Source organism: Luteimonas panaciterrae (assembly GCF_020511115.1).
Classification (GTDB): domain Bacteria; phylum Pseudomonadota; class Gammaproteobacteria; order Xanthomonadales; family Xanthomonadaceae; genus Luteimonas; species Luteimonas panaciterrae.
Genome location: NZ_JAJAVH010000017.1, coordinates 43,348 through 58,077, shown reverse-complemented (window position 1 = coordinate 58,077; position 14,730 = coordinate 43,348). Strand labels below are relative to the sequence as shown.

The window sequence follows — 14,730 nt, the reverse complement described above, 5'->3', positions numbered from 1 at the left end:
ATAACGATCTGATACATCAATCAGGATCGCCTCGATGATCTCCGCAGCCCAGATGCGCGCGGCACGCGCGATGCTCGGCATCGACCAGCGCACGCTCGCCGAAATGGCCGGCGTTTCCCTGCCCACCATCCAGCGCATGGAATCCAGCAAGGGCAATGTGCGCGGCGTGGTGAGCACGCTGACCAAGATCGTCGATGCGCTCGATGCCGCCGGCATCGAACTGATCGGCAACGATCAGCCCAGCCAGGGACGTGGGCGCGGCGTGCGTTTGAAGGAGCCGCCGGTGTGATGCGGATGTTCGCCTTCGATCGCCGCACGCTGCGGATGTTCGAGCCGAAGCTGCTGACCGTCTTCCGCGAAGGCTACGGTTGGCAGCAATTGCGCACGGATGCGATCGCAGGGTTGACCGTCGCGATCGTCGCCCTGCCGCTGGCGATGGCATTGGCGATCGCCAGCGGCACGACACCGGAGAAAGGGTTGTACACGGCGATCGTCGCCGGCTTCCTGATTTCCGCGCTCGGCGGATCGCGCGTGCAGATCGGCGGACCGACCGCAGCCTTCATTCCAGTCGTGTTCTCCGTCATCCAGAACTTCGGCTTCGGCGGCCTGATCCTGTGCACGCTGCTGGCGGGCCTGATGCTGATCGGCGCCGGACTGCTGCGCCTGGGCGCGCTGATGAAATACATGCCGCAGCCGGTGATCACCGGCTTCACCGCGGGCATCGCGGTGAGCATCTTCTCCAGCCAGATCAAGGATGCGCTCGGGCTGCGCATGGGCGGCGTGCCCGCGGAGTTCCTGCCACGCTGGACCGCCTACTTCCAGCACCTGCACACCGTGCAACCGGCAGCCGTGGCGCTGACCGTGATCGGATTGGTGCTGATCCTCGCGTTGCGGCGCTGGCGTCCCAACTGGCCCGGCTTCCTGCTCGCGCTGCTGGTCTGCACGCTGGTCACGACCGGGTTCGTGCTGCCCGCGGAAACCATCGGCAGCCGTTTCGGAGCACTGCCGTCCACCCTGCCCGTCTTCGACTTCCCGCACATCCCGTTCGAGCGCACGCGCGAGCTGTTGCCGGCTTCCTTCACGATCGCCTTCCTCGCCGGCGTCGAATCGCTGCTGTCGGCGGTGGTCGCCGACGGCATGACCGGCGGACACCATCGCTCCAACGCGGAACTGATCGCGCAGGGCGTGGCCAACTGCGGATCGGCGCTGTTCGGTGGCCTGCCCGCGACCGGGGCCATCGCGCGCACCGCCACCAACGTGCGCGCCGGCGGCCGTTCGCCGGTGTCGGGCATCCTGCACGCGGTGTTCCTGCTGGTGTTCATGCTGTTGCTGGCGCCACTGATGCGCTACATCCCGCTGGCCGGGCTCGCGGCGATCCTGTTGGTCGTCGCCTGGAACATCAGCGAAGTCGAAGCCTTCCGCCACACCATGTCCGCACCCAAAGGCGATCGCCTGGTATTGCTGCTGACCTTCTTCCTCACCGTGCTGGTCGATCTCACCGTGGCGATCGAAGCTGGACTCGTGGTGGCCGCTTTCGTTTTCATGTTCCGCATGGCCGAAGCGGTGGAAGTGAATGCCGGCACACGCCTACTGGACGAGAACGGTAGCGATGATGCCGAGACCGACCAGCGCGCGCTGCTGCCCAAGGGTGTCGAGGTCTTCCAGATCAACGGCCCACTGTTCTTCGGTGCCGCCAACCGGCTCGACAATCTGCTCGACCAGTTCATGTCGCCGCCGCGCGTCTTCATCCTGCGCATGCGGCTGGTGCCGATCATCGACGCCAGCGGCGTGCATGCGCTGAAGACGCTGGCGGAGCGATGCCATCGTCGCGGCATCGTGCTGATCATCTCCGGCCTGCAGGCGCAGCCGAAGCGCGTGATCGCCGGCATGCATCTCGACGAGCGTGAAGGCGAACTGCAATTCGCGCGGGACTATCCGCATGCGTTGCAATTGGCGGAATCCATCGTCGAGGCCTAGCCCGGCGGCGAGTCACGCGCCCATGGTGTCATCCACCGCTTTCCGAAGCACAGACAGCGGCCCGCGAATTGCAGGACGACACTTCGACGACTTGCCTGCGCGAAAAAATCACGGCACTGAGCGCGGCGATCACCCAGACGCCGATGCCGCCGTAGAGCATCACATTGCCGAACCCGTCGGTGAGCGCGGCACGGACGATGTCGCCGGAAGCATCCAGCGTCGCCAATCGCGGAAATTCCTGTCGCACGGCCGCAAGGTCTCCGCCCGCGAGCTGTTCGGTGATGGCACGCAATTGCGTCACATCGAACGCTGCACCAAATGCCCCTCGTAGGGAGGCATGTATGCCCGCCACCAGGATCGCGCCCATCACGGCGATGTTGATCGCAAGCGTGATCAACCTGGCGCTGATGTCCATGCCGGATGCCATGCCTGCACGGTTCGCCGGCACCGAGCCCGTAGTCATGTTGGTCGCGGGCGTGGTGGTCAGCCCCAGGCCGATGCCCGCCACGAGCGCGCCCGGCAGCACGGCCAGCCCGCTGTTCTGACCGAAGCCGCTGCCGAACTTCATCAACAGGAAACCCAGGCCGATCGCGAACAACCCTGCGGGAATCACGACACGCGCCTGGTACCGCATCAGCAGGTATTGCGCGATCGGCGGCATCACCAGATACGGCAGCGTGTACGCGAGCAGCAGCAGGCCGGTCGTGGTGTTGTCGTAACCGAGCGCCGCGGAGAAATACAGCGGCAGATAGATCATGAAAGGCCAGTAGCTGAAATTCATGCCCACGCAGCCGAGGATCGCGCCGGAGAAATCGCGAATCTTGAACACCGAGAAATCGAACATCGGATGCGGGTGGAATTTCTCCACCAGCACGAAGGCGACCAAGCTCACCAGCGTCACGGCGGCGACGCCGAGGATGATCGGACTGGAGAAACCGAGATCCGCGCCTTGCGTGATGGCGTAAGTGAGGCCGAGCACCGCCACGGTCAGCGTCAGGATGCCGAGCAGATCCAGCTTCCTGGCGTGCGGATCACGCGACTCTTGCACGGCCGCATAGGTCAGCGCGACGCCAAGCATCGCCAGCGGCACGTGCACCAGGAAGATCCAGCGCCAGTCGAGCACGGCGAGCACCGCGCCACCGATCGCCGGACCGAAGCCGAGGCCAATGCCGGAGACGACACCCCAGACCGCGAACGCACGGCCGCGCGCCCTCCCTTCCGGAAACTGGTGCGACAGCACGGCAATCGAACAGATCAAGATCGCGCCGCCGGCCATGCCCTGCAGGAAGCGGCCGATGATCAGCCAGTGCGTATCCGGCGCCAGCCCGCACAGCAGCGAGGTGAGGCCGAACGCGACGGTGCTCACGACGAACACGCGCCTGCGGCCGAAACGGTCGGCCAGCGTGCCGGTGGCCATCAGCACCGTGGTGCAGGCGATGGTGTAGGCATTCATGATCCACTGCAGCGCCTTGAAGTCGGCGCCGAGGACCTTCTCCAGCTCCGGCAGGATGATCGGCACGCTGGAGATCTCCAGACCGAACATCAGCCCGGCCAGGCAGATGGCGATCAGGGCGACGGTGTTGGACGAACGGGAATGCGCTACGGCGGACATCGGTTGGCGGCCAGTGAGGAACCCGAGCCATTCTCGGCACCGCCATCACATGAATCAAACGAATTAATTTCATTGTATTGAGTAATAATATTAATTAATCTGCCGCCATGAACTTCGATCCCACGCTGCTGCGTACCTTCGTCGCCGTCCAGGAATCCAAGGGATTCACCAAGGCGGCGGCGCGGCTACATCTCACGCAATCGGCGGTCAGCCACCAGATCCGGCGCCTGGAGGAACAGGTGGGCCGCCCGCTGCTCCACCGCACCACCCGCCGCCTGGCCCTGACCGAGGACGGCGAGGAATTCCTGCGCCACGCCGAGCAGATCCTGCATTCCTTCGACGCCCTCGCCCAGCGCTTCCGCACCTCGCCGATCTCCGGCTCCGTGCGCTTCGGCGTGCCGGAAAGCTACATGGGCGAACGCCTGCCGCAGGTGCTGTGCCAGTTCCGCCGCGCCTTCCCCGATGTGCGTCTGGAAGCGAGCGTCGCGGTGAATCTCGATCTGCATCGCATGGTGCTCGCGGGAGAACTCGATCTCGCGGTCGTTCCCGTGGTGGCCGGCACGATGGAGGGCATCGTGCTGCAGCGCGCGCCGTTGCATTGGGTCGCCACCGAGAACTTCGAATTGCCGCGCGAAGCCTCACTGCCCATCGCCTTCTCCGCGCCGCCCTGCATCTGCCGCATGCTGACCCTGGAAGCCTTGAACGCCACTCCGCTGCATTGGCATTCCGTGTTCACCTCGCCCAGCCTGGCCGATCTGCGCGCGGCGGCGCTGACCGGCCTCGCCATCGCGGCACTTTCGCCGCAGAACATGCAGCCCGGAATGAAAATCCTCGACGGGACATACGGCCTGCCGCCGTTGCCCGACCTCGACACATTCCTGATCTACGGCGAGGACGAACCGACGCCCGCCGTGCGCGAATTCGGGCGATTGATCCAACAGGAAGCGGCTGCCCTCAAAATGCGCGCATGACCGACCACCGACCGCCTTCCGTCCTGACCATCGCCGGTGCCGATTCCGGCGGCGGTGCCGGCATCCAGGCCGATCTCAAGACCTTCGCCGCGCATCGCATTCACGGGCTGTCGGCGATCGCCGCGCTGACCGCCCAGCACACGCGCGCCGTCACCGACGTGCATGTGCCGCCGATCGCCTTCCTGCGCGCGCAGATCGACGCCTGTTTCGATGATTTCGACATCCGCGCGGTCAAGCTGGGCATGCTGGCGACGGCGGAAGTGATCCACGCCGTCGCCGATGCGCTGCAGGCCTATCAGCCGCGGGCACAACATCATCTGCACGTCGTGCTCGATCCGGTGATGGTCGCCACCTCCGGCGCCAAGCTGCTCGCCGACGATGCGCTCGAAGCGATGCGGCAACGCCTGCTGCCGCTGGCGAGCATCGTCACGCCTAACATCCCCGAAGCGGAGCTGCTACTCGGCACCGCGATCACGAACGGCGAGGCGGCCGAATGCGCCACGTCCAGCCTGCGCGCGCTTGGCGCCCGCGCGGTGCTGCTCAAGGGCGGGCATCTCGACGAAGGCGCTTCCGTCATCGACCGCTACGACGACGGCGCCACGCGCGCGGCCTTCACGCATGCGCGCATGCGCATCGACGGCCACGGCACGGGCTGTACGCTAGCCTCCGCGATCGCGGCGAACCTGGGGCTCGGCTTGTCCCTCCCCGAAGCTTGCGCGCGTGCCACCGACTACGTGCACGGCGCACTGCTCGGCGGCTACAAGCCGGGACGCAGCGATATCGTCGTCCTCGATCATTTCCATAAGCTTTGAATCGCATGAACGACACCGCCACGCCCGAAGTCCTCGAACTGCCGCAGCAGGCGGAAGACGGCCACCGCTTCGCGCTGCTCGCGCGCATTCCGGCCAATCCGCAACGCAGCCTGCTCTGGCTGCCGGCGCTGGGCATCGCGGCGAAGCACTACATTCCGTTCGCCGAAGCGCTGGCGCGACGCGGCGTGGCCGTGTTCGTGCACGAATGGCGTGGTCTCGGCACCAGCAGCCTACGCGCGGGCCACGATTGCAACTGGGATTATCGCGACGTGCTCTACGGCGACCTTCCGCTCAGCGAAGCGGCGGTCGTGCAGACGCTCGGCACGACGCCGCGGATCATCGGCGGCCACAGCCTGGGCGGGCAGTTCGCCTGCATGCGCCTGGGCCTCGCGCCGCGCTACGCGCACACGCTGTGGCTGACCGCCAGCGCCGCGCCCTACTGGCGCGCCTATCCGATGCCGTATCGCCTGGGTCTGCCGCTGGCCTACCGCGCCGCGCCCTGGTACGCGGACCGGCACGGCTATCTGCCCGGCTACAAGTTCCGCTTCGCCGGCAACGAGGCGCGCGGCCTGATCCGCGACTGGGCGAGCACGGGATTGAGCGGCCGTTACGCCTTCCCCAACATCGCCGATGATCTGGAAGCCGCGATGGCGGCACGCGACGATGTCAGCGCCCGCGCCATCGTGATGGCCGACGATTGGCTGGCACCGGAGCCGCCGGTGCGTTTCCTGCTGTCGAAGCTGCCGCGCGCGCAGTTTGAACTGCACAAGCTCGGCGCCACCGAACTCGGCACGCGCGCCGATCATTTCGCCTGGATGAAGGCGCCAGAAGCGGTCGCCGCGTGGCTGTCCGCCTGAAGCTCCACGCTCCCATGACGGCCGGGAGGTGCCGGCCCGGATGCGATTTCGCGTAACCTTGAACGATCATGCCTGCCTCACTGCCCGTGCCCGCACCACTGCCCGCACAAGATGACATCCGCATCGCCGTGATCGGCCTCGGCTACGTCGGGCTTCCGCTCGCCGTCGCGTTCGGACGCAAATACGACACGCTCGGCTTCGACATCGACGCAGCCCGCATCGCCGAACTGCGCGAACACCGCGACCACACACTGGAAACCTCGGCGGAAGAATTGAAATCCGCCGCCAGACTGTCGCTCACCGACGACGCGACCGCGCTCACCGGCTGCAACGTCTTCATCGTCACCGTGCCCTCGCCGATCGACGAATACAAACGTCCCGACCTGCGCCCGCTGGAAGCCGCCAGCCGCAGCGCCGGTCGCGCGCTCGCGCGCGGCGACGTGGTGATCTACGAATCGACGGTGTATCCGGGCGCCACCGAAGAGATCTGCGTGCCGATCCTGGAACGCGAATCCGGCCTGAAGTTGAACTCGGATTTCTTCGTCGGCTACAGCCCCGAACGCATCAATCCCGGTGACAAGCGGCATCGGCTCGAAACCATCCTCAAGGTTACCTCCGGCTCGACGCCGGAAGCGGCCGACTTCGTCGATGCGCTGTACGCCGGCATCATCGAGGCCGGCACGCACAAGACCTCCAGCATCCGCGTCGCCGAAGCGGCGAAGGTGATCGAGAACACCCAGCGCGACGTCAACATCGCCCTGATCAACGAGCTGTCATTGATCTTCCAGCGCCTGGGCATCGACACGCACGAAGTGCTGGAAGCCGCCGGCACCAAGTGGAACTTCCTGCCGTTCCGCCCCGGCCTGGTCGGTGGCCATTGCATCGGCGTCGATCCCTACTACCTCACCCACAAGGCGCAGCAGATCGGCTACCAGCCCGAGATGATCCTGGCCGGACGCCGCATCAACGACAGCATGGGCCTGCATGTGGCCGAGCGCACGATCAAGCTGATGCAGCAGCGCGGCATCCAGACCGCCGGCGCGCGGGTACTGGTGCTGGGTCTTGCCTTCAAGGAAAACTGCACCGATCTGCGCAACACGCGCGTGATCGACATCGTCGACGAGTTGAAGAGCTACAGCGTCGACGTCGATGTGCATGATCCCTGGGTTGCGCCGGCACAGGCGCAGGCCGAGTACGGCCTGACGCTGGCCGACCGGCCGCAGACCGGCCGCTACGACGCCGTGGTCCTCGCCGTGGCGCACGACCAATTCATCGCGCTGGGCGCCGACGGCATCCGTGCCTTCGCCAAACCCGGCGCGGTGCTGTTCGACGTCAAGCACGCGCTGCCGCATGGCAGTGCCGATGCCTGTTTGTAGGTAACCTGTTTGTAGGCACGAGGACACTTTCGACGCAGGTTCTGCCCTCCGTCGTCACCCCAGCGCAAGCTGGGACCCATTTTGATCTTCATTACGAATGGCAACAGCAACATAGGCCCCGGCTTGCGCCGGGGTGACTGGTTTTTCTCGCATCAAGCCGAAGTCGATCTCCGACCCCGCAGGCTTACAATTCACACCAGCCTCCCCTCACCCATCGCCATGCGCATCCTGGTCACCGGCGCCGCCGGATTCATCGGTTCCAAGCTCAGCGAATGCCTGCTCGCGCGGGGCGACGAGGTATTGGGTTACGACAATCTCAACAGCTACTACGATCCGCAGCTCAAGCAGGCGCGCCTGGCGCGGCTGCAGCCGCACGCCGGTTTCCGTTTCGTGCAGGCGGCGCTGGAAGATCGCGCGGCGCTGGACCAGGCATTCGCCGACTTCCGCCCGCAACGCGTGGTCAATCTCGCCGCGCAGGCCGGCGTGCGCTACTCGCTGGAGAACCCGCGCGCCTACGTCGACAGCAACATCGTCGGCTTCCTCAACATCCTCGAAGCCTGCCGCTACGGCGGCGTCGAGCATCTGGTCTACGCCTCGTCGAGTTCCGTGTACGGCGCGAACCGCAAGCTGCCGTTCTCGGTGGAGGACAGCGTCGATCATCCGGTGAGCATGTACGCGGCCACCAAGAAGGCCAACGAACTGATGGCGCATACGTACAGCCATCTGTTCAACCTGCCGACCACGGGCCTGCGCTTCTTCACCGTTTATGGTCCGTGGGGACGGCCGGACATGGCGCTGTTCCTGTTCACGCGCAACATCCTGGCCGGGAAACCCATCGACGTTTTCAACCACGGCCGGCACACGCGCGACTTCACCTATATCGACGACATCGTCGAAGGCGTGATCCGCACGCTCGACCACGTGCCCGGCCCCGATCCGGACTACGACCCGAAGGCACCGACGCCGGCCAGTTCCAGCGCACCCTATCGCGTCTACAACATCGGCAACCATCAGCCGGTCGAACTGCTGCGCTACATCGAAGTACTGGAAGCCTGCCTGGGCCGCAAGGCGGAAAAGCAATTACTGCCGCTGCAGCCGGGCGACGTGCCCGACACCTATGCCGATGTCGAGGCGCTGCGGCGCGACACCGGCTATTCGCCGTCGACACCGATCGAGGTGGGCGTGGAGCGTTTCGTCGCCTGGTATCGCGACTTCTACAAGGTCTGATTCGTAAATCCGATATTGCGGATCAGAGCCGCAAAACAAAAAACCCGGCCGAGGCCGGGTTTTTCGTGGAAGGTCCCGCATGAGCGTGGACTGATCCTTAGTATTGGCGCGCCCGGAGAGATTCGAACTCCCGACCCCCAAGTTCGTAGCCTGGTGCTCTATCCAGCTGAGCTACGGGCGCATGGTTTGAAACGGTGTGAAGCAGAAGCGGAATTGTGCCGAACCAACGGCGCATTCGTCAATCTGTCGTTTTTGTGTCGAGGTGTCCGATGCCTTGGAGTGCATGGGACGCCTTGTGCGAAATCCGGATTACTCCGGTTTCGCGGCGAGCATCCCGGAACCTGGGTAGCTCGCCTAAGTGGCGGAGACTGAGGGATTCGAACCCTCGATGGAGCTTTTGACCCCATACTCCCTTAGCAGGGGAGCCCCTTCGGCCTCTCGGGCAAGTCTCCGGGTGTGCGGTACGCATGCCAGGAGCATGCGTCCGTGAAAACGCGTGCGGAAGGATACCGGTTCAGTCGGAGTGCGGCAAACCCTGGTGCGGGGTGCGCTCTTCGCCGCGCTGGATGCGCTCGTAGATCTCTTCACGGTGCACGGCCACGTCTTTCGGCGCAGTGATGCCGATACGGACCTGATTACCTTTTACGCCGAGCACCGTCACGGTGACCGTATCGCCGATCATCAGGGTCTCACCGACGCGGCGAGTCAAAATCAACATTGCTTGGAATCTCCATGGGTCGGCGAGAAACGTTCCCGCCAGACGGCTTTCGGACACGGGCAGCCGAAAAACGCTTGCAACAAACAGAAGATGTTACCGGTTGCTGACGGACCACAGCAAGCAAAAACCCGCCATTACGACCAAGGTTCAGGCGCGGTTCGCCCGAACCCAGTCCGGTACCTCGGCCAGTGCCTTGTTCAGGTCCTGTCCATCGGGTCCGCCACCTTGCGCAAGATCGGGTCGACCACCGCCCTTTCCGCCGATGCGCTTCGCGATGTGCGACAGCAGATCGCCCGCCTTGAACCGGCCCAGCGCGGCACCACTCACGCCCGCCACCAGGGCGACTTTGCCGTCTTCGGCACCGGCGAGCACGATCACGGCATCGCCAAGCTGCTGTTTCAAACGATCGACAGCATCGCGCAAAGCCTTGGCATCAAAGCCTTCCAGCCGAACGGCCAAAACCTTGATGCCTTCGACATCAACCGCCTCGGACGCGAGGTCGGCGGCGGCGCCGCTGGCCGCCTTGGCCTTGAGTGATTCCAATTCGCGTTCGAGTTTTTTCTGCTTGTCCAGCAAGGCGCGCAGCTTGTCGTTGACCTCGCCGGCGGTCCCGCCCAGAAGACGCGCGGCCTCGCCGAGCTGACGCTCCACGGTGGCGACGTACTCGAGTGCATCTTGTCCGGTCAGTGCCTCGACGCGGCGCACGCCGGCGGACACGCCGCCTTCGGACACCAGCTTCAACAGTCCGATCTGGCCGGTGCTGGCGACATGCGTGCCGCCGCAAAGTTCGACCGAGTCGCCCATCTTCACCACGCGTACACGCTCGCCGTACTTCTCGCCGAACAATGCCATCGCGCCGTAGTCCAGCGCTTCCTGCATGGCCATCTGGCGGATCTCGGCGGGATGGTCGGCGCGCACTTCGATATTGATGAGGCGCTCGATTTCCGCCAGTTCTTCATGCGTGACCGGCTGGAAGTGCGAGAAGTCGAAACGCAGGCGATCCGGCGCGACCAGCGAACCCTTCTGCTGGACATGCGTGCCGAGCACGCCGCGCAACGCGGCATGCAGCAGGTGCGTACCGGAATGGTTCAACACGGTGGCGCCGCGTCGGGCGGCATCGACCGAGGCGACGAGACGATCACCACGCTTCAGACTGCCTGCTTCGAGCCGGCCGACATGACCGTGATACTGGCCCGCGTACTTCTGTGTATCTGTGACGCGGAAGCGCACGCCCTGCTCGTCCAGTTCGCCGGTGTCGCCGACCTGACCGCCGGATTCGGCGTAGAACGGCGTGCGGTCGAGGAAAACCACGGCCTCTTCGCCGGCTTCGATCGCGTCGACCGGACGACCGTCGCGCAGCAGCGCGACGACTTCGAGACCGCCGACGGTGAGTGCGTCGTAGCCGAGGAATTCGGTTGGCTTGAGCTGCGCGACTAGATCGGCCGGCAGACCGGTGCCGGAGGAGAACTTGCCGGCTGCGCGCGCGGTTTCGCGCTGCTGCGCCATCGCGGCGTCGAAGCCGGCCGTGTCCACAGTCAGGCCGCGTTCGCGGGCGATGTCGGCGGTGAGGTCGAGCGGGAAGCCGTAGGTGTCGTAGAGACGGAACGCGTCAACGCCGGGGATCGTGTCGCCGCTACGCTTGGCGACTTCGTCGAAGATGCGCATGCCCGAGTCGAGTGTTTCGGCGAAGCGTTCTTCTTCGGCTTTCAGTGCGCGCTCGACCAGTTCGCGCTTGGCGCTCAATTCCGGATAGGCCTCGCCCATCAGCCCGTCGAGCGTGGCGACCAGCTTGTGGAAGAACGGCTCGCGCATGCCGAGCATCCAGCCGTGGCGCAATGCGCGGCGGATGATCCGGCGCAGCACGTAGCCACGGCCCTCGTTGGACGGCAGCACGCCGTCGACGATGAGGAACGAGCAGGCGCGGATATGATCGGCGATCACACGCAGCGATTTGTTCTCCAGGTCCTGCGTGCCGGTGAGTTCGGCCGCATGCTTGATCAATGCCTGGAACAGGTCGATCTCGTAGTTGCTGTGCACGTGCTGCAGCACCGCGGCCAGGCGCTCCAGGCCCATGCCGGTGTCGACGCACGGCGCCGGCAGCGGCACCAGGGTGCCGTCGGGCTGGCGGTCGAACTGCATGAAGACCAGATTCCAGATCTCGATGTAGCGGTCGCCGTCCTCGTCCGGCGAGCCGGGCGGACCGCCGGCGATGTGCGGGCCGTGGTCGTAGAAGATTTCCGTGCACGGACCACAGGGGCCGGTGTCGGCCATTTGCCAGAAGTTGTCGGAGGCGTACGGCGCGCCCTTGTTGTCGCCGATGCGGACGATGCGGTCGGCGGGCAGGCCGATCATGGTGTGCCAGAGGTCGTAGGCTTCGTCGTCGTTGTGGTAGACGGTGACGAGCAGGCGCTCCTTCGGCAGCTTCCAGATTTCGGTCAGCAGCTCCCAGGCCCAGGCGATGGCGTCCTTCTTGAAGTAGTCACCGAAGGACCAGTTGCCGAGCATCTCGAAGAAGGTGTGGTGGCGCGCGGTGTAGCCGACCGAATCGAGGTCGTTGTGCTTGCCGCCCGCGCGCAGGCAGCGCTGCACGTCGGCCGCACGCACGTAGCTGCGCTTCTCCGCACCGAGGAAGACGTCCTTGAACTGGACCATGCCGGAGTTGGTGAACAGCAGGGTCGGATCGTTGCCCGGCACCAGTGGTGCCGACGGGACGATGGTGTGGCCCTTCGTGCTGAAGAAATCGAGAAAATCCCGGCGGATGTCGGAGGTGGTCTTCATTAATGCGTGGATTCAGAGGAGCAGGCGCGGCCCCGCCCGCGATACCGACTAGATGTGGCCGCGGGGCGAAGGGACAACCCGGATTCAATAGGGTGAGGGCGCACATGCTAGCAGACGCCATAAAGGTCGAAAGCGCATCGTCAACGCGCCTGAGGTGCTGTGCGCCGGAACGCCCGGCCAAGCCGAACCGCGCTGACGGCGCGGGGAGGAGACAGGGGTATCCGCAGCTAGGAAAGGCTCGCCAGGGACGGCTGCTGGAACACTGCCGCAAAGACCCCTACTCCTCGATCTCCCCGCGAACCGCCCCTCGAATCTGCTCAGCCGCGAACCCCCGCCTTGCCAGAAAATCCGCGGCCTTGCGCCGCACGGCGGGGTCATCGACGGCGGCCGGGCCATAGCGGCGGCGGACGAGGTCGCGCGCTGTATCAGCCCAGCCGCCGTCGAGGTCTCCCAAGACGTGGCGAATCATTTCCTGGTCCAGCCCGTGGGTGGCCAGTTCCGCCCGAATCCGTATCGGCCCGTAGCCGGCACCGGCACGGGTACGGACCAACATCTCCGCGAAGCGGAGGTCGTCCTGCCAGCCATCCTTGGCCAGTCTGTCGATCGCCGCGGCGGCTTCACTCGCATCGATGCCTTGTGAAGCCAGCTTGCGGGTCAACTCCTTTCTTGAATGCTCGCGGCGGACCAGCATCCCCAAAGCACGTTGGGCCGGCGACCGCTCGGGCGGCCGCCGTGAAGTCCGATCGAACTCCGATTTCCGGTTCTTCACCATCACGTTCTTCACCGTCACGCCGAGTTTCCGCCCTGCTGATTTGTCACGAACCGATTTGTTACGAATCGTTCTGTTATGTGCTGATTTGTTACGTACCGACAAACCCCAGGGCAACCAATCCGAGGAAAAGCGAGCCGATGAAGGCGATACGCGACCTCCAGAGGATGGCCCACCATGTGGCCTTGGGATCACCGGCGCGGCGCAAAGCCGCGATGTACGGCCGGTAATCCATCGCCCCCTTCGACCAGAGCAGGACAGTGAACAGAAGACCGAGAATCGCGTACGGCGCGGGCAGCTTCAGTCCTACACAACCGAGCGCGAGACCGAATGTCGAGACGCCGACAATCTGGTTCGTGCGAACGATGTAGACCTCCACTTCCTCCCTTGCCGTTTCGCGAAGCCGGGCCAGCGTTTTCCCTTCGATACTCATCGACATCTCCTTGTCGTCCAACCACTGAACTGTTCAATGCCGGAAGCGTGCTGTCCAAAGCGTGCCCTGCTCCGACCGGAAGACGAAAGCCGATCAGGCTTCGTCTTCTTCCTCGACGGCTTCCCGCGGAGCTTCCTGCGGCACGAACTTCGCGCGCAGCTCGGCTTCCAGCCGGGCGGTGACCGCCGGATTCTCCTTGAGGTACTGACGTGCGTTTTCCTTGCCCTGCCCGATGCGCTCGTCACCGTAGCTGTACCAAGCGCCGGACTTCTCGACGAGCTTGGCGTCGACGCCCATGTCGATGAGCTCGCCTTCGCGGCTGATGCCTTCGCCGTAGAGAATCTCGGTGACGACCTGCTTGAACGGAGGCGCCATCTTGTTCTTGACGACCTTGATGCGGGTCTGGTTGCCGATGATTTCCTCGCCCTTCTTGATCGAACCGATGCGGCGGATGTCCAGGCGTACCGAAGCGTAGAACTTCAGGGCATTGCCGCCGGTGGTGGTTTCCGGGCTCTGGCCGGGCATCATGATGCCGATCTTCATGCGCAGCTGGTTGATGAAGATCACCAGGCAGTTGCTGCGCTTGATGTTGCCGGTGAGCTTGCGCAGGGCCTGGCTCATCAGACGCGCCTGCAGACCGGGCAGCTGGTCGCCCATCTCGCCTTCGATTTCCGCCTTCGGCGTGAGCGCGGCGACCGAGTCGACGACCACCATGTCGACCGCGTTGGAACGTACCAGCATGTCGGCGATTTCAAGCGCCTGCTCGCCGGTGTCGGGCTGCGAGACCAGCAGGTCGTCGACATTGACGCCGAGCTTCTGCGCGTAGGTGGGATCGAGCGCGTGTTCGGCGTCGATGAAGGCGGCGGTGCCACCGGCGCGCTGGCACTGGGCGATGGCCTGCAGCGTCAGCGTGGTCTTGCCGGAGGATTCCGGCCCGTAGATCTCGACGACGCGTCCCTTGGGCAGGCCGCCGATGCCCAGCGCGATGTCGAGCATCAGCGAACCGGTGCCGATGACCTCGGCGGCTTCGGCGACGCGGTCGCCCATGCGCATCACCGAGCCCTTGCCGAACTGCTTCTCGATCTGGGTCAGTGCGGCGGAAAGTGCGCGCTTCTTGTTCTCGTCCATTGTGGCGGTCCTCGTCATGTGTTTGGAATGTGGGATGCAGTGTGGTGGGCGCGTATCGCAAAGGCTGCGACT

13 protein-coding genes and 2 tRNA genes are annotated in these 14,730 nt (G+C 64.9%); 7 read left to right on the top strand and 8 right to left on the bottom strand.

Annotation, left to right across the window (positions count from 1 at the left end):
• The first annotated feature begins 34 nt into the window (after window positions 1–34).
• Both LG367_RS16950 and LG367_RS16945 read left to right on the top strand, forming a co-directional pair.
• Window positions 35–289 carry a helix-turn-helix domain-containing protein gene (locus LG367_RS16950; RefSeq protein ID WP_226470447.1) on the top strand — a complete coding sequence of 85 codons (255 nt, stop codon included), beginning with the start codon at window positions 35–37 and terminating at the stop codon, window positions 287–289.
• The gene (locus LG367_RS16945; RefSeq protein ID WP_226470446.1) at window positions 289–1,977 is read left to right on the top strand and encodes a SulP family inorganic anion transporter; all 1,689 of its coding nucleotides are present in this window, start codon (window positions 289–291) and stop codon (window positions 1,975–1,977) included. The genes LG367_RS16950 and LG367_RS16945 overlap by 1 nt, the downstream gene beginning before the upstream one ends.
• A 28-nt stretch (window positions 1,978–2,005) precedes the next feature.
• Here LG367_RS16945 and LG367_RS16940 read toward each other — a convergent pair whose 3' ends face one another.
• Window positions 2,006–3,589 (bottom strand): MFS transporter, encoded by a 1,584-nt coding sequence (locus tag LG367_RS16940; protein WP_226470445.1) that lies wholly within the window; start codon window positions 3,587–3,589, stop codon window positions 2,006–2,008.
• A gap of 107 nt (window positions 3,590–3,696) precedes the next feature.
• Between LG367_RS16940 and LG367_RS16935 the strand changes: the two genes are divergently transcribed.
• From LG367_RS16935 to LG367_RS16915, 5 genes are all read left to right on the top strand, one after another.
• Window positions 3,697–4,560, top strand: coding sequence for a LysR family transcriptional regulator (locus LG367_RS16935; protein WP_226470444.1), 864 nt, complete (start codon window positions 3,697–3,699; stop codon window positions 4,558–4,560).
• Window positions 4,557–5,372, top strand: coding sequence for a bifunctional hydroxymethylpyrimidine kinase/phosphomethylpyrimidine kinase (gene thiD / locus LG367_RS16930; RefSeq protein WP_226470443.1), 816 nt, complete (start codon window positions 4,557–4,559; stop codon window positions 5,370–5,372). Before LG367_RS16935 ends, thiD begins: the two co-directional genes overlap by 4 nt.
• Window positions 5,373–5,377: 5 nt before the next feature.
• Window positions 5,378–6,229: an alpha/beta hydrolase family protein gene (locus tag LG367_RS16925; protein WP_226470442.1), complete on the top strand. Its 852-nt coding sequence runs from the start codon at window positions 5,378–5,380 to the stop codon at window positions 6,227–6,229.
• A 68-nt stretch (window positions 6,230–6,297) separates the two neighbouring features.
• Entirely contained in the window at window positions 6,298–7,605 is a 1,308-nt protein-coding gene (locus tag LG367_RS16920) for a nucleotide sugar dehydrogenase (protein ID WP_319004032.1), read from the top strand.
• 219 nt (window positions 7,606–7,824) lie between these two features.
• Window positions 7,825–8,832, top strand: coding sequence for an NAD-dependent epimerase (locus LG367_RS16915; RefSeq protein ID WP_226470441.1), 1,008 nt, complete (start codon window positions 7,825–7,827; stop codon window positions 8,830–8,832).
• A 104-nt stretch (window positions 8,833–8,936) separates the two neighbouring features.
• Here the strand turns inward: LG367_RS16915 and LG367_RS16910 are convergent.
• From LG367_RS16910 to recA, 7 genes are all read right to left on the bottom strand, one after another.
• A tRNA-Arg gene (locus tag LG367_RS16910) sits at window positions 8,937–9,013 on the bottom strand.
• A gap of 178 nt (window positions 9,014–9,191) precedes the next feature.
• A tRNA-Ser gene (locus tag LG367_RS16905) sits at window positions 9,192–9,284 on the bottom strand.
• Window positions 9,285–9,346: 62 nt separating this feature from the next.
• Window positions 9,347–9,550 carry a carbon storage regulator CsrA gene (gene csrA, locus LG367_RS16900; RefSeq protein ID WP_226470440.1) on the bottom strand — a complete coding sequence of 68 codons (204 nt, stop codon included), beginning with the start codon at window positions 9,548–9,550 and terminating at the stop codon, window positions 9,347–9,349.
• 147 nt (window positions 9,551–9,697) lie between these two features.
• On the bottom strand, window positions 9,698–12,328 hold the full coding sequence (alaS, locus tag LG367_RS16895) for an alanine--tRNA ligase (RefSeq protein WP_264179969.1): 2,631 nt from the start codon (window positions 12,326–12,328) through the stop codon (window positions 9,698–9,700).
• 277 nt (window positions 12,329–12,605) lie between these two features.
• The gene (locus LG367_RS16890; RefSeq protein ID WP_226470479.1) at window positions 12,606–13,100 is read right to left on the bottom strand and encodes a regulatory protein RecX; all 495 of its coding nucleotides are present in this window, start codon (window positions 13,098–13,100) and stop codon (window positions 12,606–12,608) included.
• Between the two features lie 88 nt (window positions 13,101–13,188).
• Window positions 13,189–13,530, bottom strand: coding sequence for a hypothetical protein (locus LG367_RS16885; protein WP_226470439.1), 342 nt, complete (start codon window positions 13,528–13,530; stop codon window positions 13,189–13,191).
• Between the two features lie 93 nt (window positions 13,531–13,623).
• The gene (gene recA, locus LG367_RS16880; RefSeq protein ID WP_226470438.1) at window positions 13,624–14,658 is read right to left on the bottom strand and encodes a recombinase RecA; all 1,035 of its coding nucleotides are present in this window, start codon (window positions 14,656–14,658) and stop codon (window positions 13,624–13,626) included.
• Window positions 14,659–14,730: the final 72 nt, after the last annotated feature.